Annotated in this window: 17 protein-coding genes, 2 tRNA genes, 1 riboswitch and 1 other annotated feature; of the genes, 1 reads left to right on the top strand and 18 read right to left on the bottom strand. The window is 42.1% G+C overall.

Annotated elements, in window-relative coordinates; genetic code table 11:
- Positions 1-87 precede the first annotated feature (87 nt).
- Positions 88-211: riboswitch (TPP riboswitch) on the bottom strand.
- 280 nt (positions 212-491) lie between these two features.
- The 5 genes from DXA60_RS04125 to epsC form a co-directional block, all read right to left on the bottom strand.
- Positions 492-1,118 carry a sigma-70 family RNA polymerase sigma factor gene (locus DXA60_RS04125; protein ID WP_117919770.1) on the bottom strand — a complete coding sequence of 209 codons (627 nt, stop codon included), beginning with the start codon at positions 1,116-1,118 and terminating at the stop codon, positions 492-494.
- A gap of 27 nt (positions 1,119-1,145) precedes the next feature.
- Positions 1,146-1,886, bottom strand: coding sequence for a 23S rRNA (guanosine(2251)-2'-O)-methyltransferase RlmB (rlmB, locus tag DXA60_RS04130; RefSeq protein ID WP_006858561.1), 741 nt, complete (start codon positions 1,884-1,886; stop codon positions 1,146-1,148).
- A gap of 12 nt (positions 1,887-1,898) precedes the next feature.
- Positions 1,899-2,333, bottom strand: a complete 435-nt coding sequence (locus tag DXA60_RS04135; RefSeq protein WP_117919893.1) for a Mini-ribonuclease 3 — start codon at positions 2,331-2,333, stop codon at positions 1,899-1,901.
- A 16-nt stretch (positions 2,334-2,349) separates the two neighbouring features.
- On the bottom strand, positions 2,350-3,765 hold the full coding sequence (cysS, locus tag DXA60_RS04140; RefSeq protein ID WP_117919772.1) for a cysteine--tRNA ligase: 1,416 nt from the start codon (positions 3,763-3,765) through the stop codon (positions 2,350-2,352).
- Between the two features lie 91 nt (positions 3,766-3,856).
- Positions 3,857-4,537 carry a serine O-acetyltransferase EpsC gene (gene epsC, locus DXA60_RS04145; protein ID WP_186898983.1) on the bottom strand — a complete coding sequence of 227 codons (681 nt, stop codon included), beginning with the start codon at positions 4,535-4,537 and terminating at the stop codon, positions 3,857-3,859.
- 45 nt (positions 4,538-4,582) lie between these two features.
- Positions 4,583-4,817, bottom strand: a binding site (T-box leader).
- Positions 4,818-4,997: 180 nt separating this feature from the next.
- On the opposite strand from epsC, the gene DXA60_RS04150 reads away from it, so the two are divergent.
- Positions 4,998-6,317, top strand: coding sequence for a GGDEF domain-containing response regulator (locus tag DXA60_RS04150; RefSeq protein WP_117919775.1), 1,320 nt, complete (start codon positions 4,998-5,000; stop codon positions 6,315-6,317).
- A 54-nt stretch (positions 6,318-6,371) separates the two neighbouring features.
- Here the strand turns inward: DXA60_RS04150 and DXA60_RS04155 are convergent, their stop codons facing one another.
- The 13 genes from DXA60_RS04155 to DXA60_RS04220 form a co-directional block, all read right to left on the bottom strand.
- Positions 6,372-9,278, bottom strand: a complete 2,907-nt coding sequence (locus tag DXA60_RS04155) for a fibronectin type III domain-containing protein (protein WP_243006748.1) — start codon at positions 9,276-9,278, stop codon at positions 6,372-6,374.
- 164 nt (positions 9,279-9,442) lie between these two features.
- Positions 9,443-9,988, bottom strand: coding sequence for a 2-C-methyl-D-erythritol 2,4-cyclodiphosphate synthase (gene ispF, locus DXA60_RS04160; RefSeq protein ID WP_117919779.1), 546 nt, complete (start codon positions 9,986-9,988; stop codon positions 9,443-9,445).
- Positions 9,989-10,181: 193 nt separating this feature from the next.
- Positions 10,182-10,255 (bottom strand) — tRNA-Met (locus tag DXA60_RS04170).
- 32 nt (positions 10,256-10,287) lie between these two features.
- Positions 10,288-10,360 (bottom strand) — tRNA-Val (locus DXA60_RS04175).
- 128 nt (positions 10,361-10,488) lie between these two features.
- A complete protein-coding gene (locus DXA60_RS04180) occupies positions 10,489-12,936 on the bottom strand; it encodes a homocysteine S-methyltransferase family protein (protein ID WP_117919895.1) in 2,448 nt (815 codons plus the stop codon).
- A 98-nt stretch (positions 12,937-13,034) separates the two neighbouring features.
- Entirely contained in the window at positions 13,035-14,126 is a 1,092-nt protein-coding gene (gene mnmA / locus DXA60_RS04185) for a tRNA 2-thiouridine(34) synthase MnmA (RefSeq protein ID WP_117919781.1), read from the bottom strand.
- 266 nt (positions 14,127-14,392) lie between these two features.
- On the bottom strand, positions 14,393-15,184 hold the full coding sequence (gene fliD / locus DXA60_RS04190; RefSeq protein ID WP_241070928.1) for a flagellar filament capping protein FliD: 792 nt from the start codon (positions 15,182-15,184) through the stop codon (positions 14,393-14,395).
- Between the two features lie 414 nt (positions 15,185-15,598).
- Entirely contained in the window at positions 15,599-16,276 is a 678-nt protein-coding gene (locus tag DXA60_RS04195; protein WP_117919783.1) for a uracil-DNA glycosylase, read from the bottom strand.
- 23 nt (positions 16,277-16,299) lie between these two features.
- Positions 16,300-17,061: an imidazole glycerol phosphate synthase subunit HisF gene (hisF, locus tag DXA60_RS04200; RefSeq protein WP_117919785.1), complete on the bottom strand. Its 762-nt coding sequence runs from the start codon at positions 17,059-17,061 to the stop codon at positions 16,300-16,302.
- 15 nt (positions 17,062-17,076) lie between these two features.
- Entirely contained in the window at positions 17,077-17,682 is a 606-nt protein-coding gene (hisH, locus tag DXA60_RS04205; RefSeq protein ID WP_117919786.1) for an imidazole glycerol phosphate synthase subunit HisH, read from the bottom strand.
- Between the two features lie 2 nt (positions 17,683-17,684).
- Entirely contained in the window at positions 17,685-19,244 is a 1,560-nt protein-coding gene (locus DXA60_RS04210; protein ID WP_117919788.1) for a hypothetical protein, read from the bottom strand.
- Between the two features lie 73 nt (positions 19,245-19,317).
- Positions 19,318-20,226, bottom strand: a complete 909-nt coding sequence (locus DXA60_RS04215; protein WP_117919790.1) for a chemotaxis protein — start codon at positions 20,224-20,226, stop codon at positions 19,318-19,320.
- Positions 20,227-20,320: 94 nt separating this feature from the next.
- Positions 20,321-21,046, bottom strand: a complete 726-nt coding sequence (locus DXA60_RS04220) for a DUF4352 domain-containing protein (RefSeq protein WP_117919792.1) — start codon at positions 21,044-21,046, stop codon at positions 20,321-20,323.
- Between the last annotated feature and the right edge of the window lie 23 nt (positions 21,047-21,069).

Below are 21,069 nucleotides of genomic sequence, written 5' to 3' on the forward strand. Positions count from 1 at the left end.
CTCCTTTTCGCATGAAAGACTGCTGACGATGAGAATTTTTCTATGAATGATTTAAAAAATCTCCTGCCGCAAGTGCGACAGGAGATAACATCTTCCCAATACGCTCCCTACGACAGTATTAACTGACAGGTTCAAAGAGTCAGGTTTTAACCTTCTCAACTGCAATCTCTCCAGGCACTATCCCAGACATGCAGTCCCTCTGCGTTGTTTTCTATTATATTTTACCGACTCATTCAGTCTAGCGGAATCTATGATAGTTGTCAATATTTGTACAACAAAAAAGACAGCCGATGCTGTCTTTTTAGGAGAAGGTATTTTTACTATGGGGTATAGCAAAAACTATATATAATGTATTGGGGGGTTTTTACAGTCATTATAATAGCATGATTTTCTCAATAAGTGTTCACAAATGTTACAATTTTCTCTTTTATTTTTTATGCAACATGCACAATTATTTTTCGTAACAATCCACAAAAAAGCAGATAATTCTTTTACATCTTCCCCATTTCAGGATTCATCTCACGGATTTTTGCCTTAATACGCGAAAGCGCATTATCAATGGATTTTGGCGTCTTTCCCATCTTTTCTGCAATCTGCTGATAATGAAGTCCCGCAAGGTACTGGTCTAATACTTCCCGTTCCATCCTGCTTAAATGTGTCCGGAGCCTTTTCCAGAACTGCGCTACATTCTCCTGATCGATCATCATCTGCTCCGGATTGCCGATTCCATCCATCGTCAGTGTTTCCGCCAGCGGATATCCGTTTTCGCCGTTTTCTGAATAGAAAGAAACATAAGAATTAAGTGGTGCATGCTTCTTGCGGTTTGACGCCTCAACTGCCTTATATAACTGTCTTGTGATACATAATTCCGCAAAATGAAAAAAAGACGCTTCTTTCGTGTTATCAAAATCTCTGATTGCCTTAAACAGACCGATCATCCCCTCCTGGATCAGATCATCCGTCTCCCCACCGATTAAAAATACTGCATTTGCCTTTTTGCGGACCAGCGGTTTATATTTATCCAGAATATAATCCATGATCTTTCCGTCCGTATCACCGCTGTCTTTTAATACCGCGATCAACTGTTCGTCTGTCAAATCCTGATATGACTCTAACATGTTCCTCCCAAGACTCCCGCTGCAAATTTAGCGCATACGCTGCCGCACGATCTCATATGCAAGTACACCTGCTGCTACTGATGCGTTCAAAGAATCAATATCCCCCTTCATTGGGATGGACGCAACAAAATCGCAGTTTTCACGCACAAGTCTGCCAACACCTTCGCCTTCACTGCCGATCACAAGACCGATCGGTCCTTTCAGATCGAGATCATACATACAGGTTCCATCCATATCTGCGCAGACAAACCACATTCCTTTGTCCTTTAACTCTTTCATCGTTGCAGTCAGATTTGTTACCTTTGCAACCGGGGTATAGTTGATCGCTCCGGCAGATGTCTTTGCCACGGTAGCTGTCAGACCAACTGCACGGCGTTTTGGAATAATAACACCATGTGCCCCCGCAAGATTTGCGGTACGGATGATCGCACCAAGATTATGTGGGTCCTCAATATTATCCAGAATAAATAAGAACGGCGGCTCACCCTTTTCTTCTGCCAGTTTTAACATATCTTCCACCTCGGCATATTCATATGCAGCAGCAACAGCGATCACACCCTGGTGTTTTTTTGTCTCAGAAAGCTGGTCTAAGCGTTCCTTTTCCACAAAATGTACGATCGTGTCGTGTTTTTTTGCCTCTCTTACGATTGTGCGTACCGGACCGTCCTGACAGCCGTCTAACACAAATAATTTATCAATCGTTTTTCCGGAACGGAATGCCTCAAGCACCGCATTCCGGCCCTCTATTTTTAGCTCTTCGTAGCCCATTACTCTCTCCTTTTACATTTTCAGTGCAAGTTCGTCCACACCTGTCTTTACCAGTTCCACCAGACGTTCAAACTCATCTTTTAAATACAGATATCCCATCAGTGCCTCAAATCCGGTTGCTTTCCGGTAGTCTGACATTGTCGCATTTTTTGCCATTGTCGGCGATTTTGCATTTCTTCCGCGGCGGTACACTTCCGTTTCTTCCTCCGTCAGAACCGGAAGTAATTTCTCGATCATCTCCGCCTGTGTGTGTGCTTTTACAATCTGGCTTGTCCTCTTATGAAGCTCTCCTGCTCTCGTGTTTCCTTTTCCGACAACAACCGAACGGATCACCAGGTCAAATATCCCATCTCCGATATATGCTAACGTAAGAGGTGAATATGTCCGGATATCTACTTCACTGATCCCAAACTGTTCTTTAATATAGGAATCTATTCCTTTCCGCATCGGCATTTCCCCTCTCTCACGCTTTGTGCCAGATCACACCTTCTCTGGTATCTTTCAGTACAATGCCCTTTTCAAGCAGTTCATCGCGGATCGCATCTGCTTTTGCAAAATCTTTTGCTTTCTTTGCTTCCTTACGTTCCTCAATCTTTGCAAGTACATAGTTTTCTAACTCTGCATCGATCTCCTCTTTTGCATCTGTCTGTGCCGTTGTCAGATTTAAGGATAATACTTTGTCAAAATCATTGATCAACGCAAGTTTTGTTTTATCATTCATATCATCTTTGAGCAGATCGTAAATGATCGTGATCGCCATTGATGTATTCAAATCATTGCTGATCGCATCCTCAAATTTTGCCTTATAAGTATCAAATTTATCCTGCTGTACCGCTCCCTCATCCTTTAATTCTGCGATTCGTTTGGTCAGTTTTTTATAAGCTGCAGCCATGTTGTCTAACACTTCATAAGAAAACTCTAACGGTTTTCTGTAGTGGGACTGTAAACAGAACATACGGTATACGATCGGATCATAACCTTTTTCCTGCAGCAGAGATACCGTAAGAAAATCCCCTTTGGACTTACTCATTTTTCCGGATTTATCATTCAAATGCTGTACATGGAACCAGTATTTACACCATGTATGACCAAGGTAACTCTCGGACTGCGCGATCTCATTGGTGTGATGCGGGAAAATATTGTCTACACCTCCGCAGTGGATATCTACATACTCGCCCAGATGTTTCATGCTGATACAGGAACATTCAATATGCCATCCCGGATATCCAACACCCCATGGACTATCCCATTTGAGTGCCTGATCCTCGAATTTTGATTTTGTAAACCAGAGTACAAAATCATTTTTATTTTTCTTATTCACATCTTCTTCCACATCGTCGCGTACACCGACTAACAGTTCTTTCTCACTCTGGGAAGAAAATACATAATAATCGTCTAATTTTGAAGTGTCAAAATAAACATTTCCGCCTGCTACATAGGCATAGCCTTTCTCAAGCAGCACCTCGATCATATGGATGAACTCCGGGATACAGTTCGTTGCCGGCTCCACAACGTCCGGTGTCTTGATGTTTAATTTTTTGCAGTCACTAAAGAAAGCGTCCGTATAATATTTTGCGATCTCCATGACTGTCTTGTGCTCTCTTTTTGCACCTTTTAACATCTTATCTTCGCCGGTATCTGCATCAGAAGATAAATGTCCGACATCCGTGATATTCATGACGCGCTTGACATCATAGCCGACATAACGGAGAGATTTTTCCAGTACATCCTCCATAATATAACTTCTCAGATTACCGATATGTGCAAAATGATACACCGTTGGTCCACAGGTATACATACCGATTTTTCCATCCTCATGCGGGATTACCGTTTCTACTTTTCTTGTCAGTGTGTTGTAAAATTGAAATTTATTTTCCATTTAAATAATCCTCCTTGTTTTGCGAAGCAAAATGCGAATCCTCTGATGAGCAGAGGATTTTACTCCTTGTTTTGCGGAGCAAAATGCAATTTTATTTTGTTTTTTGTGCATCAGCACTTAAAATCCGGACTGCCTGCTCTAAATCAAGCACACGGTTGACCAGTTCTGCATTTTCCCTCTGCAGTACGGTAATATCCTCTTTGACCGGATCCGGCAGATGGCATTGATCCATATCACTGCGCGGCATCTTCACATTGTCACGTTTTACGATTCTTCCCGGAACACCAACTACGGTACAGTTTGGCGGCACTTCCTCTATGACCACACTTCCCGCTCCGATCTTGGAATTTTCTCCAACGGTGAAGGAACCGATGATCTTTGCACCCGCACTGATCATAACGTTATCCCCGATCGTCGGATGACGTTTTCCGGTCTCTTTTCCGGTACCGCCTAGTGTCACACCCTGATACAGAGTAACATTGTCCCCAACGATCGCCGTCTCTCCAATGATCACACCACTGCCGTGATCAATAAAAAATCCTTTCCCGATCGTTGCTCCCGGATGTATCTCAATTCCTGTTTTTCTCGCTGCCCGCTGTGAAATATATCTCGCCCAGAAGAAATGTCCTTTTAAATACAGCTTATGCGCACGTCTGTAGCTCAACATAACCCGAAAACTCGGATAAAGCAATACCTCCATCGGCGATTTGATCGCCGGGTCCCGCTCCTTTATCACTGTAAATTCTTCCTTAATATGACTGATGATTCCCAAAACCGGCATCCCCTTTCCTGGATCAAAAAAAAGATCATTTCATCTCTAAGAGACGAAATGATCCGTGGTTCCACTCTAATTTAAGGATCTTATGATCCTCACTCAATACACTTAACGTGTGTAACCCGTATCCGGATACTGTATTGGCAGACAAAGCCCTTTCCCCGGACAGGCTCACGGAGGCACTTCGGAAATCTCTTTCTGAAAACTGCTTGCAGCCGATGGCAGTTTCTCTCTGTCAGCACTCTGGTTTCTTACTCTTCCCGTTCAACGCCCTTATCGTATTTATACTGGTAAGTTTATTTACTTACTCTAGTTTATGCACTTGCTTCCGATTTGTCAACTTTTTTATTTGTTCTCTTCCCTTTTTCTCATTGCATACGATCCTTTTCCGTGTTACATTATAAATAGTATTTGGTTATTCTGGGGATAATTTACAATTTATACGAAGGATTTTATTATGGAACAGCAAAGAGAAACTCTGTTGATTGTAGATGATTCACGCTTACAGCGTGCAGTTTTAAATGAAATATTTTCTTCAAACTTCAATATTCTTGAAGTATCCTCCGGCGAGGAATGTCTGAAAATGATCGAAGAAAAACAGGACATGATCGATCTTGTCCTTTTAGATCTGGTCATGTCCGGCATGGATGGTTTTGATGTTCTAAAACACAGACAGGGAATGCCGGAATTTAAGAAAATCCCGGTTGTAGTTCTCACAACCACCGATACCCCTGAAGTCCAGACAAAAGCATTCGAATTAGGTGCAAGCGACTTTATCAGTAAACCTGCTGAACCCGCCATCGCACGCCTGCGTATTGGTAACATTTTGAAAACCAACCGCAGACTGAATAATATTTTACAAAAGCGGGAAGAATTACGGATCAGATCAGAAGTTGATGAGATGACACATCTTCTGAATAAAACCACAGCTGAGCACACAATTTCCCATATACTTTTATCAAGTCCCGAAGGTCTGCATGCATTATTCGCCATTGATATCGACAATTTCAAAGCAGTTAACGATATCTGTGGCCACAAAATGGGGGATCACACAATATCTGTGGTAGCCGGTATTCTTGCATCCCATTTTTCAGGTTCTGATATTGTTGGACGCATCGGCGGAGATGAATTTGTTGTTTTTGTGCGAAATATAACAACCAAAGAGGCAATCTACGAAAAAGCACAGGAGCTTTTAGATGCCATTTCCGACAAGGAAGGACTGTCAATCCCTGAAAATGTTACGATCAGCATCGGTATTGCTTTCACAGATCCATACGAAACGTCTTATACCACACTTTTTCAGAAAGCAGATACTGCACTCAGCAACTCAAAAAAATCCGGGAAACAATGTTTTTCCGAATATGGGGTTTCTTCGCCAGTATCCGATGCCACGCTGAAAAATATTTTATTATATACACAGTCCAGGAATGTCGCATCCACGTTGAAGTTCGCTCATTCTTATCCGGACAGGCTTGTAAAAATATCTTCCCTTGCTGAGATACATTATGCGGTTATGGATAAAAACAACCACGTTCCTGCCGTTTACATAGATGTATCCGAAAGCAAAGATGACGGTCAGAAAATATGGGAAGAATTAAGTCATGAATCCTGGGCACAGTCAGTTCCTGTTATTGCCATTTGTCAGGAAAGTAACCTGACACAGGTTCGGAATGCCATATTATCCAATGTGATCAGCGATCTTATTTTTGAGCCGATTGATGTTGAAAGTATCAAAAGACGCGTCAAAAAATATCAGACACATGATGATATCTCATAAAAACAACGGTCAGATGACTTTATTTATCATCTGACCGCTTTTTATTCTGCGTATCTATTTTTTTGTTTTAACTGATTTTTTATTTGACCAGTCTGAATAAATCTTTACCTTTTTGGTTCCTGATTTTATTTCTTTGTACGTCCGTATTTTTATATAATACTTTTTCCCCGGCTTTAGACCTTTTATTCCTTTCGATGTAGTCTTATTACCTTTGACTACTGTCGTTTTTGTGTTCTTTTTGGAAAATGATGCATCCGTTGCATATGCGATTTCATATCCGCTTGTCTGTGATGCCTGTTTTTTCCATTTTAGTGTAAATGATTTTTTTGCGGCTTTTACATCTGTGAGGGATGTTCCCTTCGGGCAGATCTCAAACGTCTTTTTCAGTGTTCCTGTATAATTTCCACGGAATTTAACTGTTACAGTCGCTTTTCCGGTATTCTTATTGTTCTGATATGACACCTTATAAGAACCGCTTGAAATCACTTTTCCTTTATTATCTGTCACTTTTATGGCAGGCTTTTTCGCTTTTCCATCGTACACATAACGCTCTTTTGACAGTTTTAACTTCTTAGGTGCGTTAATTGTCTCCTGCTGCAGCACTGTTTTGCATACACTGCACACAGTCACATTTTTCCCATTACTGCCCGGCTTTGCCGGCGTCAGCTTCTTCTCCGGTGTGTGGGATTTCTTTGCGATCTTCTCTTTGTAGCTTTCCCCGCAGGTACAGGAATAAACTTTTTCGCCTTCCTTTTCACAGGTCGCCTCTACAGTCTTCTGCAGTACATAACTGTGTTTGTGTGCCGGCTTCTCTGTATCTGGTTCCGGTGTCTCTGTTCCCGGCTTCTCTGTATCCGGTTCCGGTGTCTCTGTTCCCGGCTTCTCTGTATCCGGTTCCGGTGCCGGTGTCTCTGTTCCCGGCTCTTCTGTGTCCGGCTCTTTCAGGGCTGGAATCACTATTTTTTCTCTGCTTAACTCCTCATGACATGTGGTGCAATACATTACTTTTTCATAGCTTCCTTCCACACCCACTTTTGCTTCCACACGATTTTCGATGACAGTGTCTCCCTTTTTATGCCCTAATGCTGAAACCATAATATTCTCACGGGAAAGTTCTTCCCCGCAGCCTTTATCCTTACAATAAACTACCTTATCGTAGCTTCCTTTTTGGGTACAGGTCGCAGCTATCTCGTTTTCTTTTACCGGCTCGCCCGCCACATGCTGATGCGATACATCTGGTTCATCTGTGAATATTATTTCCTTTTCTGCCAACACGGTATCTTTCAGTGCTTTTACATCTGCCACAGTATTCGGATCATCAAACGGATCCGAACATAATAATAAGGTGTATTTTCCTGTTTTCACTTCACCATATGCAATCAGATAATAGCGGTCTGACTCATTTTTATCCACATCCAGACGGATTGGGTTTTCCCAGTCCTTTTTTTGTTGAATGTCTTCATCATCACTATTCCAGTAATCAGAACGGATCAGTATCATATCATTATAAAATCCATAGCCATCATATTCATTTGCAACTTCATCAAACGTGTAATCTTCTCCATACTGATCCTTCCATATCACATCCAGATATGGTGCATCATCGGTTTTATCTGTAATGTCTGTCGGAATATTACCGGTGTAAACATTTTTCGGGCAGGATTTTATCTCGATACTATCAAGTTCACGTTCCTCCGGTACATAATTGCGATACGCTGTCCACATCCCATTTTTGCAGATCAGGCTGTAGTTGTTATTGATATCTTTATCTGATAACACAAAATTTCCTGCTGTTCCATTCTCTGCTATGATATAGGTATGCTCATTTAAAAGATTACCAGATATAGCATGACTTCCCACCTGGAACTGTGTAACACCGCTTACCTGTCCATTAATCTGAACGTATCCATTTTGATCAAGAACAAGCTTTCCCTTTGCCGCACTGCCACCACTTGTGAAATTGCCCTTTACCTGAGCATCTATTATTTTTGTAAGATCCAGACAACCACCGTTTTTCAATGTAATATTGTTTAACTGCGCTGTTTCATCTTTCGGCTGCAGTCTTCCTCCTGCATCTAAAACAATATCTTTAATCCCTGTTGTAATGACACCTGACACAGCACAGTTGTTTACGGTCAATACTGTATTTGCATTTCCCCTGATCTCCACAAGACTGATCTCGTCATATCCATTTTGTTTACCTGAAAGCGTAAGTGTTGCAGATGTTGTGTCCTCTGCCGAAATAATATCCCGCACTTTTGCATCTGCGTCCAGATTTAACTCCACACTCCCCGTATAGGCAGTCCTCTCACCTGCTGACGCTTTATGTCCCATATAGATATTCTGGAACATTGTATCACTGTTTGCATTTACAACTGTGAGTGACGCTTTCGTCCCCACCGCTGTATTACTGTGATATCCTCCTGCATAGATGGTTGGAAGAAGTTCTTTTTCTGTGCCGCCAAAACCACCCAGGCTGGCGTCCCCTCCTCCCGGCAAATATGTTTTTACATTATCCAGTGTAAGGCTGTGCCCTGCAAGAAAAATCTCACGATGCGGCACAGAATTCATACTATTGGTAGAGATAAAACCAATCTGGATATCCCGGATCACAACACCGTCTCCCATGATCTGGATTGGTCCGCTGAACGTAATACTTCCTGTATTATTTCCAGTAATCACTGTCCCGTCCGGTATCTCAACAGGCATCATCTGTCCGCTCGCTTCTGCCTGACCTCTGACGGAAAAGCTTCCAGTTACAACAATATTCTTCTGCTTTTGTGCAAGTGCCGACAGAAACTCATTCTCATTCGACACTGTAACTGCTGTCTCAGCCGCCGCAGCCACATTCCACAGCAAATGATTTTGGGTTACTCCCTCTGCTCCCCCAGACGGTATGCCACAGATCAGCAGGCCCGCAGCCATAACTCCACAACAGAAACGTATCGTCCTTTTTTTCATATACTCATTTTCCCTTCTTTTGTACATAAAAAGACCCAGTATATATCCTTGTTTTGAATATCCCCTGATGTCCTTACAAAAAATATATCTGAGTCTCATTTCAATTCGCCAAAACATGGCTTATTATATCGTATTTATGCGATTGTGTCAATCATTTTTATACTTTATCTCCCACAGGCACGTCCCGGACATCCCGCACAACCTCCGGCAGAATCAGCCACACTGACGCTGTTCTCATAGATCGTTGTCAATGCACAGACTGCCTGCGCAGAAATTCCCTGTTCTGTTCCGGTAAATCCCAGTCCTTCTTCTGTTGTTGCCTTCACATTTATCTGGTCTTCTGATACCTTAAGTGCTTCTGCAATATTTTTCTCCATCTGTTCAATATGCGGACGCATCTTCGGCTTCTGTGCAATGATCGTCGCATCAATATTTTCCACGATATAACCTTTTTCTGCAATCAGTTCTGCCACATGTTCAAGTAATTTAATACTTGAAATTCCTTCATATTTCGGATCAGTGTCCGGAAAATGTTTTCCAATATCACCAAGAGCTGCTGCACCAAGCAGAGCATCCATAATAGCATGAAGTAAAACATCTGCATCCGAGTGTCCCAAAAGCCCTAATGTATGCGGAATCTTTACCCCGCCAATAATCAGGTCTCTTCCCGCAACTAATTTGTGAACATCATATCCCATTCCTACACGCATTTTTTTCTATCCCTTTCATAAAATTTTTACTGTGGTGGATTACACTTCGAACATGGTGTAAATCCTCTTGCTTCTGTCTCTGATAATATCTCTTCAATATCACTTTTTCTTAAATACCGGCATCCCGATCTTATTATACAGAAAAAAATACCGATATACAACAAAAGACCTCAGAATGTCTGAGGTCTTGAAGTAGCGGAAGGGAGATTCGAACTCTCGACACTACGGGTATGAACCGTATGCTCTAGCCAACTGAGCTATTCCGCCATATTAAATTGTCATCAGAAGTTCTGATGTAATGGGACCTATAGGGCTCGAACCTATGACCCTCTGCTTGTAAGGCAGATGCTCTCCCAGCTGAGCTAAGATCCCGTCCGTGTCGGTCGCTTTCCGCAACCGACTTCTAAAGTATACTATTTCAAAATAAAAATGTCAACACTTTTTTTCATATTTTTTCAAAAAATTTCAAAAAAACATTCTTTAACAACAAAACAACCAGATTATGCCAGTAACCGTTCCACCAGTTTCACACATTCCGCTGCATCTTTGGAATATCCATCCGCTCCGATCTCATCTGAAAAGCTCTCTGTGATCGCCGCTCCTCCGATCACGATCTTCGCCGTGCATCCTGTCTCTTTTGCAAGTTCCACAACATCTTTCATCCGCATCATCGTGGTCGTCATCAGTGCAGAAAGACCTATTACCTTTGCGCCCTCTTTCATTGCAGTATCCACGATCACATCTGCCGGAACATCCTTGCCAAGGTCGATCACATGATACCCGTAATTTTTCAGCATCAGAACCACCAGATTCTTGCCGATATCATGAATATCCCCCTCAACAGTTGCTACAACGATCGTTGCCATTGCCTCAGTATTGCTGCGCTCTAACATCGGCTCTAAATATTCGATTGCAAGTTTCATCGTATTGGCGGAAGAAATAAGCTGTGGCAGAAAATATTTCTTTTTATCAAATAGCTCTCCCACTTCATTGATCGCAGCGATCAGATGTTCATTGATAATTTCATCCGGTTTTGCACCGTCATCTAACATCTTTTTTACTTCATCTAACACATGCTCTTTATTTCCCTTTAAAACTGCCTGAAATACGCCGCTTCCTGCACTCTCCTTTTTGGTCTCACCACTCGCAGATGCATCTGTCGGAGTCTTTTGAACCATCACCCGTTCCATGCCGGCATATTTTTCTGATAAAAAGTTCATCCTTTCAATATAACGGATATCACTTTCCTTCTTATTTAAAAGCATATCAGATGCAAACGCAGCATTCATCAGAAGTTCCTGAGACGGATTTGCGATCGCCATCGTAAGTCCGTTTGCGATCGCCATCGTAAGAAATGCCGTATTGACATAAGTACGCTCAGGCAGTCCAAATGAAATATTGGAAAGTCCACACGCCGTTGGAAGTTCCAGTTCATTTTTGCAATAAGAAAAAGTCTCAAAACATTCTAATGCGGCATTTGGATTTGCCCCGATCGTGGCAACCAGTCCGTCCACAATGATATCTTCTTTTGCCATACCAATTCTGACTGCCTCATCCATGATTGTGCGGATAATTCCATGTTTCTCTGCAGAATCTTTCGGCAGCCCCTCATCTGAGAGAGGAAGCAGGATAAACATTGCACCATATTTCTTTGCAATTGGAAGGAGTTTTTCAAACTTTTCTTTTTCCAGTGATATTGAGTTGATAAGTGCACGTCCCGGATAAATACGAAGTGCAGCCTCAATAATATCCACGTGGCTGGAATCAATACAAAGCGGGCAGTCCACCGTTGAAGTTACCTCATATATGGTACGCAGCATCATTTCTTTCTCATCAATACCATTCATACCCATATTGATATCAAGGATCGACGCTCCGTTTTCTTCCTGCTCTAATGCCATCGTGCGGACAAGATTTAAAGAACCTTCTTTTAACTCAGCCTGCAGCTTTTTCTTTCCGGTCGGGTTAATGCGCTCTCCAATGACCATAAAACGTCCATCGAGTGTGATCTCCACTGATTTGCGTTCTGAAGTCAGCATTCTTCTCTTTGTCTGAAGCGGTGCTTTGACCGGAATATCCTTTACTGCCTGCTTTAAAGCACGGATATGTTCCGGTGTTGTTCCACAGCATCCTCCAATGATGGCTGCTCCCTCTTCGACTAACTTTTTCCCAACTTCGGCAAATTCTTCCGGTTCTACATTAAAAACGGTCTGACCATCGATCAACTCCGGCATGCCGGCATTCGGTTTCGCAAGAAGCGGTATCGTTGCGTACTCTGCCATTTTTGCGATCGGTTCTAACATAGCCTCCGGTCCGGTTGAACAGTTCATCCCGACCGCATCCGCACCAAGACTCTGCATCACAACAACCGCTGTAACCGGATCAGTTCCGTAGAGTGTTCTTCCGTCTTCATTGTAGGTCAGTGAAACCATAATCGGCAGATCACACACTTCCCGGATCGCAAGTACCGCCGCACGGCATTCCTGCAGGCTCATCATCGTCTCAACTACAAAAAGGTCAGCCCCTGCATCTGCGATGATCTTTGCCTGTTCTTTATAAACATTCACCAGGTCTTCAAACATCAGATCTCCTAACGGGTAAAGCTGTTCTCCTGTCATGGTAAGATCTCCGGCAACCAGCGCATCCGTACCTTTTGCAGCTTCTTTTGACAATGCGACCAGCTTACGGTTCATCTCCTCTAAATGATCTTCTAAACCGTATTCTTTTAACTTGATCCTGCTCGCGGTAAAAGTCGGAGCAAATAAAATATCTGTTCCTGCCTCCACATACTGTTTCTGCAGATTAACCAGTACTTTTGAATTTTCCAGAATCCACTGCTCCGGACATACTCCGACCGGCATTCCTGCTTTCTGTAAATTCGTTCCTGTCGCACCATCAAGCAGTACCGGACCATTTTTTACCAGCTCTCTAAACGCTTCTCTTGTCATCTCTGCCAGTTCCTTTCTTTTCCATGTCATTTGTACTTTCTGTGATCTGCCGTCTATTCATCGGATCACTTCAGCAGTTCTCTGTTGTTTATACTTTTCTAAAGGATGGTACCACCCCCGGCAACATATTCTCCATCATACAATACAACTGCCTGACCCGGAGTTACCGCACGCACCGGCTCTAAAAATTCACAGTGTATCGTATCCTCCCCTGTTCTTGTTACCTTGCACATACTTCCACTGTGGGAATAACGTATTTTGGCTTTTAAAAGCATCTCATCTTTAATATCCGGAATTGACATAAAATTAATATGATCCGCATCCAGTTCATAGGTAAACACATCTTTATTCTCGCCAAGTACAACTTCATTTGTCTCCGGACGTATCTCTGTGACAAAAACCGGATGCCCAAATGCGATTCCGAGTCCTTTTCTCTGTCCGATCGTGTAATGTGTGATTCCTTTATGTTTTCCAACCACAGTTCCGTCTGTCAGGACAAAATTTCCCGGAGGCGGTACCTGACCTTTGCATTCCCTGTCAATAAAACCGGCATAGTCGTTGTCAGAGACAAAGCAGATTTCCTGGCTGTCTTTTTTATGTGCAACCATAAGACCGATATTCTCGGCGATCTTACGGATCTCATCTTTATGATAGGCACCAACCGGCATCAGTGTATGTGATAGCTGCTCCTGCGTCAGATTATAAAGTGCGTAGGTCTGATCTTTTGCTGCCGTTACAGAATTTTTGATCGCATATCTTCCATTAGAAAGCTGTTCAATTCTCGCATAATGTCCGGTTGCAATGTAATCTGCACCAATTGCAAGACTCCTGTTTAACAGTGCTTCCCATTTTACATAACGGTTGCAGGCAATACACGGATTCGGCGTTCTGCCCTTTAAATATTCCGCGGTAAAATAATCCATAACATTTTTCTTAAATTCCTGTTTAAAATTCATGACATAATACGGGATTCCCAGACGGTCTGCCACTCTTCTCGCATCATCTACCGCAGAAAGGCCACAGCATCCGCCACTCTCCTCCTGCACAAATTCATCCTCATCCTGCCAGATCTGCATGGTCACACCAATGACGTCATATCCCTGTTCTTTTAAAAGGTATGCTGCCACGGAGGAATCCACACCACCGGACATGCCGACTACTACTTTCTTTGCTGCCATTTTATTCTCCATTTCATCTATCTCAAATTTTACATATAATCCTTATTCCTGCACACTACCTATTATTTGACCATACATCGCACCATTGTGCAATATTTTTTTCCGGCACGCTTATTATTTTTTTGCAAAATTTATGAGAAACCCAATCTGAGTTTCTCATAAATAGCCGTTTCTGCACAGACCAGCTTTCTTTCCGTCCATGCCAAACCAATATAATCATTACCGTCTGCTTTTCACATTTTATAACAGTAATGTAATTTCATCATCCCATTCTACGATCAGATCTTAGAATTATAAAGCTCACCTGTTCTGTAATTATAAGTATAAGAACCTGATTTCTGATAAGTATTCGCCTTTGCTGCCTCACTCTTTGCATAAGATTCTGCACGTGATGCCTGACGTTTTACTTCTGTTCCATAATAACTGTTATCTGCAAACATTGTCTTAACTTTGCCCATGTCAGCTTTCTTAAACTTCTCTTCATCGATCGTAAGTTTATTATCTGCTCCAATGGAAATACCGATATCGGAAAGTGACCTGCGGTTTGCCTCTGTCACACTCACCATGCTTGCACCAGCTCTTAAAATACTTTTTGTATTCGAATCGCCGACTTCATCAAGCAGGCTGTTATAGCTGTCTGTAAAGTCTTTCACAGCTTTATAAATCGCATCCGTATCATATCCGGTTGTCTTATTTCCATCCTTATCTGTCTTTGTCACTTCTTTAAATAAGGATTTATCTCCCGTCTCCTGAAGTGCTGCAACGGATTTTTCCACATTCTTCGCATCACTCTCGATTGCTGCAAGTGTCTTAGTGTCATCTTTGGATGTTGATGTTGAAGAAGATGTTGTATCACCAGAGCCGCTGACCTGCCCGCCTTTTCCATAGTAGGCATCTAACAGTTTAAAATAGCTGCCGGATTTGATTGTTGCCCAGTCACTGTAATTAATTCCAAGTATATCACTTCCTGACATACTGCTGGAAAATAATGAATTCTTAGATGACGTGGTATTTAATCCAGAGAACAAAACTCCCATTGAATATGAATTATAACCGGAAATCGTTGCCATATATCTCACTCCTTTGAAATAATACAATAGATTACCAAAAACTTCCCTGTTGTTTCTTATATCGTCATTTTAGGCTGTTTTCTTTACATTTTCAAGTATTTTACACATTCAAAATAATCATTTCGTGCGTATGGTTAACCTCACCAATTTTTTTGTATTTTTCCCTGTTTTTTTGTTTTAAATCACTAAAAAAATTGTTAATTTATTATTCATACTTTGTTCATATATGATTGATATACTAAATACAGTTAAAAAATACTTAGACAACTTGTTATAATATACTTGATAAATTTTTTTCATAATAGCCCAGGCGCCGAAAGGTGTCTGGGCACTCCTCATTTATAGAGAAAATAACCAGAATGTACGCTATACGAACATTCTGGTTATTTAAAAATCGATGTACCAGACACCGAATCAGATATTCTCAATCTGCCAGTCGATCGGCGCGATCCCATTTGCTTTTAAGAAATCATTTGCCTGACTGAAATGTCTGCATCCAAAGAATCCTCTGTATGCTGAAAGCGGACTCGGATGCGGTGCCTTTAAGATCAGATGCTTCGGATTCGTGAGCATCGGGATCTTGCTCTGTGCGGGTCTGCCCCACAGCATATATACGATCGGACGATCCTGGGCATTGACAGCCTGAATGATCGCATCGGTAAACTGCTCCCATCCTCTTCCCTGATGGGAATTAGCCTGATGCGCGCGAACCGTCAGCACCGTATTCAAAAGAAGCACTCCCTGATCCGCCCATTTTTTTAAATATCCGTTGTTCGGTATATAACAGCCTAAATCATCCTGCAGTTCTTTATAAATATTCTGCAATGATGGTGGAATCTCCTTCTGTGATGGCAGTACTGAAAAGCTCAGACCATGTGCCTGATTCTCATTGTGATACGGATCCTGTCCTAAGATCAATACTTTCACTTCACTAAGCGGTGTAAAATGCAGCGCATTGAAGATATCATCTGCCGGCGGATAAATGACCGCCCTGCTGTATTCTTCTTTTACAAATTGAAATAATTCCCTGTAATATGGCTTTTTAAACTCTCCCTGAATAGCCGGAAGCCAGTCATTTGTGATCATTGCCATGATAAATTCTCTTTTCTTTATTTTTATCTTCTTACAGAAACACCACGCTCTGCCAGATAATCTTTCAGATCGCGGATTTCAAGTTCTTTATAATGGAATAAAGACGCTGCAAGTGCTGCATCTGCTTTTCCTTCCGTCAATGCATCATAAAAATGTTCTTTCGTACCCGCTCCACCGGAAGCAATTACAGGAATGGATACATTTTCCGCAATGGTGCGCGTCAGTTCAAGATCATAACCTGCCTTTGTTCCATCACAATCCATGCTCGTCAGAAGAATTTCCCCCGCACCGAGTCTGTCTGCTTTCATTGCCCACTCTACTGCATCAATGCCAACATCGATACGTCCGCCATTTTTATAGATATTCCATCCCGAACCATCAGCTCTTTTTCTGGCATCGATCGCCGCAACCACACACTGACTGCCAAACTTATCTGCAGCCTCACTGATAAGTTCCGGGCGGTTGATCGCAGATGAATTGATGGATATCTTATCGGCTCCCTCGCGGAGCAAGGCTTTAAAATCATCCACAGTACGGATACCCCCGCCGACAGTAAATGGTATAAATACCTTTTCTGCCACCTTGCGCACCATATCCACAACTGTCTCCCTTGCATCTGAAGTTGCAGTAATATCGAGAAATACCAGTTCATCTGCGCCTGCTTTATCATAAGCTGCTGCTATCTCCACCGGATCTCCGGCATCTCTTAAATTCACGAAATTAACACCCTTTACCACACGTCCGTTATTCACATCCAGACACGGAATAATTCGCTTTGTAAACATTTTTATCCTCCCGTCTTAAATCCCGGCAAAATTTTCTAGTATCTTAAGTCCGACTGTACTGCTTTTTTCCGGGTGGAACTGACATGCAAAGATATTGTCCTGTTCCACAGAAGCGTGAATATGTGTGCCATATTCCGTAGTTGCCTTTACGATCATATCATCCTTTGCTTTCAGATAATAAGAATGAACAAAATAAACATACGGATGTTCCGGCAGCCCTGCAAATAATCTTCCATTATTCTGAAAATCCAGTGAATTCCATCCGATATGCGGTATTTTTAATCCTTCTGTATCCGGTATCCGTAAGATCTGTCCGTCTAACAAATGCAGTCCTTCCACTCCGCTGCTTTCCTCACTGCCTTCAAATAAAAGCTGCAGTCCAAGACAGATTCCAAGAAATGGCTTTTTCTCTTCTGCCACTTCACGAATTACTTTGTCCAGCTCATATTTTTTTAACTGATCCATCGCCTCGCCGAAAGAACCAACCCCCGGTAATATTACCTTGTCTGCCTGACGGATCTCATGAAAATCCCTTGTTACCACGCAATCCTGATGTAAAAAATCAAGTGCTTTCTGTACGCTCTTTAAATTACCTGCATCATAGTCTATGATCGCTATCATTTTTATTCCTCACTAAGTCCTGCATCATCCAGTATCCGGTAAATCTCTTTTGAATATGCAGTCCGGTCTTTCATGCCATACACTTCAAGTGCTCTTTGGGCATCGATCTTAAATGCTTCCAATGCCTCCTCTGCTTTTGCCTGTATGTCTGAAATCTCTCTGTCACATCCAAGTTCTTTGGCATCACTGCTGTATTCATCACATCTTCCGATCGTACTGATCAGCGAATCTAACGCCATATCATAAATTTTCTGATTCATCAGATTCTGATATGCTCTGTACTGCCCTGCCGTGTATGCAAGAATACGGTATTTTCTGTATGTATCCTGATCTTTCTCCTTTACCTCAAGACCAGATACATCCTGAAATGCCTGCTCATAATTGCCCTTTGCATATGCATCTTCCGCATTTGAAAAACTGCTGGAATAACCCACTAAATTAGTTGCTAATACTACAAGAACAAGGAATGAAAATACCATCACAAAGATCAGAATTACCGGTACCTTCGGGAGTGGAGGTGTCAGATCCGGCTCCTTTGGTGGCTTCGGTTTCTTTTCTTTCTTTGGCTTTTTCGGTTTTTTCTCTTTCTTTGGCTTCTTCTCTTTTTTCTTTTTTTCTTTTTTCTTCTTTTTATCTTCTTCCGGATCTGATTTTTCTTCTTCCTTCGGCGCGTCCGATATACCTGGAATATCTCCAAGTTCCTGTAATATCTGCATATTCGGATCTGACAGATCAATGTCGCCTGCATTTTCTTCTGTTATCACTTCTTTTCCGGACGATGCAGGATCACCTTCCTCATCCTCATCATCTTCCCCAAAAAGAATACGTGATAATTTTTTCAGGAAACTTTCTTTTTTCGGCTTGTCTTCCCTGTCATTTGGCATGACATCTGACATGCTGTCCGAAGTATTTTCACTTTCTCCTGCTCCATCATCTCCAAATATATCCGCTTCACCAAGATCTCCAAAATCGTCTAGTCCATCACTGGCTGCATCCTCCATGCCTAAAGCATCACTTTCGCCTTTGTCTGTGTGATCCGTCATCTGTGCACCTTCTGTCACGTCAGCGCTTTCCTCCGATATATCATCCGATATTCCAAAATCTCCAAGTCCGTCTAGATCACCCAGTCCGCCTAGATTCTCCGGTGCTTTCGTATTCTCCTGCTGCCCGCTTTCTTCTTTTTCATCCGTCTGCGGTTCTGATGTCTGTGCAGGTTCTTCCTTTTTCATGATATCATCAATTCCCGGAATATCTCCAAGCGTATCCATCATGAAATCATCTTCTTTATTATTCTGACCTGTTCCATCTACAATCTGATCTAAACTGTTAAAGAAATCATCTTTTGTTTCCGCTTCTGGTGCAGACTTCTCATTTGCCAATTCCTTTTCAAATTGTTCTAAAAAATTATCTTCCGCCTCTTTGGAAAGTAAATCATTTTCCATCTCATTCATAATATCATCCTCTGTCCGCATCGTTTTACTCCCGGTTTCTTTCTCTGCATCCATATCTTTTTCTGATAAGGAATTTAACAGTCCATCCAGATAATCCTCTGTCCCGCTCATCCGACACCTCCGTCAAGCCTATAACTTAATTTGGGGATGTGACAATATATCACATCCCCTTCTTCGCTTCAACCTAATCAATGCTTTTATCAATTAAATTATCAATAGCCTCTACAAGATTGCCGATTTCAGGTTTTGTCAACTGGGCATCTGCCCCTAACTGTTTACCTTTGATTCTCATTTCTTCATTAACTAAAGATGAGAAAATAATAAGCGGTATCTTCTTCATATTATCGTTCGTCTTAACAAGTTTGGTCAGTCTATGTCCATCCATCATCGGCATCTCGATATCAGTGATAATACAATGAACCTTATCACGTACATTACCCGCCTTTTCAAATTCGGTCAGCTTATCCCATGCCTCCTGGCCATTCATTGTCACGATCAGATTGGTGTATCCTGCCTTCTTCAGACAGTCTGTGATCAGACGGCTAAGAAGTGGCGAATCCTCAGCGATCAGGATCGGTGAATCACAGCGCTCACGGCTTGCCATATTATCAACATCTGATACCTTAAGACCTGTCTCCGGACTAATATCAGATACGATTTTCTCAAAGTCAAGGATGATGATCAGCTTGTCATCCATCTTGATCACTCCTGTGGATGCACTGTTATCCTCTGTATTGATCGTCGAATCCGGCTTGATAATAGACTCCCATGATACACGGTGAATGCCAATTACAGCATCTACATGAAACGCAATATTTAATTTGTTGAAGTTTGTGATGATAAAAAGTCCCTTGCCATCTCCACTCTCTGCCATCCCCAGACATCTTTTCAGATTAACAACGGTAATCATTGTATCACGCGGCATGAAAATACCTTCCACACTTGGATGAGAATTTGGTACCGGTGTTACCGGCTGATACGTCAATATCTCTCTGATCTTTGCAACATTGATTCCATAATGATTATTTCCTAATGTAAATTCCAGGACTTCCAGCTCATTCGTTCCTGACTCTAAAAGTATATTTGTATCCATTCCTGTCTCTCCTCCCGCGTATCATTTGCTACGCAATTCATTGCTTTTGCCATTGCATAAATATTAATGTCATTATAACACATTACTAATATCATTACAAAGTAATTTGATAATTTGTTCCACTGATATTTACATACAGATCCAGACTTTCAATACTTGTCACACTGTCCGGTACCTGAAACAGTAACACGGTATTTTCTGTCGCACCAGCCGGAATTGTTTCCTGATACAATGCAAAATCAGATGGAAGTATGGTATTTTCCTCATCTGCTTTTTCCTGACCATTGACCATGACAGAAAACTTCGGTGTCTTTGCAAAATTGTCGATCGCTATTTCATCTGTTCCGGAATTTGTAATATCAATACTGACAATAACAAATACTTTTCCTTTCTCTGCATCCAGCGAATAGTATCCGCCTTCCATATAATCCGCCGCAATCTCGGCTCCGGCATATGCTATGGTCAGGTTTTCTTCGCCAAACAGTTCATCAAGAGTGGAAGACTCTGCTGCAGCCTGCTCTGTTCCATCTTCTGCAATCTGTTCACCTGCAGACGCATTACCGGATGCATCCAGTGTAATTCTGTTCTCTGTTTCTGTCTCCTGTGGTTCATCCGTAGATTCCGTCTCCTGCTCATCATGACTCACATTTGCAAGACCTTCCGGCTGGCTCGTATTAAACTTCGCCACAGCGTGTGCCGAATAATCCACAATCACGCCTTCTTCATCTTCTGTTAAACTGTATGGCTGTTCTCCACATCCTCCAAGCAGCAATGCTGTTACTGCTGCCACTGCCGTTAATCTCATTCCTGTTCTTTTCATGGTATTCCTCTCATGATATCTGT

It is taken from the genome of Roseburia sp. OF03-24 (assembly GCF_003463035.1).
GTDB lineage: Bacteria > Bacillota > Clostridia > Lachnospirales > Lachnospiraceae > Roseburia > Roseburia rectibacter.

What these genes read in the sequence shown, in the direction of transcription:
- DXA60_RS04125 (WP_117919770.1), bottom strand. Translation starts at nt 1,118, where the DNA reads ATGTTAGAGTCATATCAGGATTTGACAGACGAACAGTTGATCGCGGTA.
- rlmB (WP_006858561.1), bottom strand. Translation starts at nt 1,886, where the DNA reads ATGGGCTACGAAGAGCTAAAAATAGAGGGCCGGAATGCGGTGCTTGAG.
- DXA60_RS04135 (WP_117919893.1), bottom strand. Translation starts at nt 2,333, where the DNA reads ATGCGGAAAGGAATAGATTCCTATATTAAAGAACAGTTTGGGATCAGT.
- cysS (WP_117919772.1), bottom strand. Translation starts at nt 3,765, where the DNA reads ATGGAAAATAAATTTCAATTTTACAACACACTGACAAGAAAAGTAGAA.
- DXA60_RS04150 (WP_117919775.1), top strand. Translation starts at nt 4,998, where the DNA reads ATGGAACAGCAAAGAGAAACTCTGTTGATTGTAGATGATTCACGCTTA.
- DXA60_RS04155 (WP_243006748.1), bottom strand. Translation starts at nt 9,278, where the DNA reads ATGAAAAAAAGGACGATACGTTTCTGTTGTGGAGTTATGGCTGCGGGC.
- ispF (WP_117919779.1), bottom strand. Translation starts at nt 9,988, where the DNA reads ATGCGTGTAGGAATGGGATATGATGTTCACAAATTAGTTGCGGGAAGA.
- DXA60_RS04180 (WP_117919895.1), bottom strand. Translation starts at nt 12,936, where the DNA reads ATGACAAGAGAAGCGTTTAGAGAGCTGGTAAAAAATGGTCCGGTACTG.
- mnmA (WP_117919781.1), bottom strand. Translation starts at nt 14,126, where the DNA reads ATGGAGAATAAAATGGCAGCAAAGAAAGTAGTAGTCGGCATGTCCGGT.
- fliD (WP_241070928.1), bottom strand. Translation starts at nt 15,184, where the DNA reads ATGGCAACGATTTCCGGTTATAATTCATATTCAATGGGAGTTTTGTTC.
- DXA60_RS04195 (WP_117919783.1), bottom strand. Translation starts at nt 16,276, where the DNA reads ATGGCAATGATCACAAATGACTGGCTTCCGGCTATTCAGGGAGAGTTT.
- hisF (WP_117919785.1), bottom strand. Translation starts at nt 17,061, where the DNA reads ATGTTTACAAAGCGAATTATTCCGTGTCTGGATGTGAATAACGGACGT.
- hisH (WP_117919786.1), bottom strand. Translation starts at nt 17,682, where the DNA reads ATGATAGCGATCATAGACTATGATGCAGGTAATTTAAAGAGCGTACAG.
- DXA60_RS04210 (WP_117919788.1), bottom strand. Translation starts at nt 19,244, where the DNA reads ATGAGCGGGACAGAGGATTATCTGGATGGACTGTTAAATTCCTTATCA.
- DXA60_RS04215 (WP_117919790.1), bottom strand. Translation starts at nt 20,226, where the DNA reads ATGGATACAAATATACTTTTAGAGTCAGGAACGAATGAGCTGGAAGTC.
- DXA60_RS04220 (WP_117919792.1), bottom strand. Translation starts at nt 21,046, where the DNA reads ATGAAAAGAACAGGAATGAGATTAACGGCAGTGGCAGCAGTAACAGCA.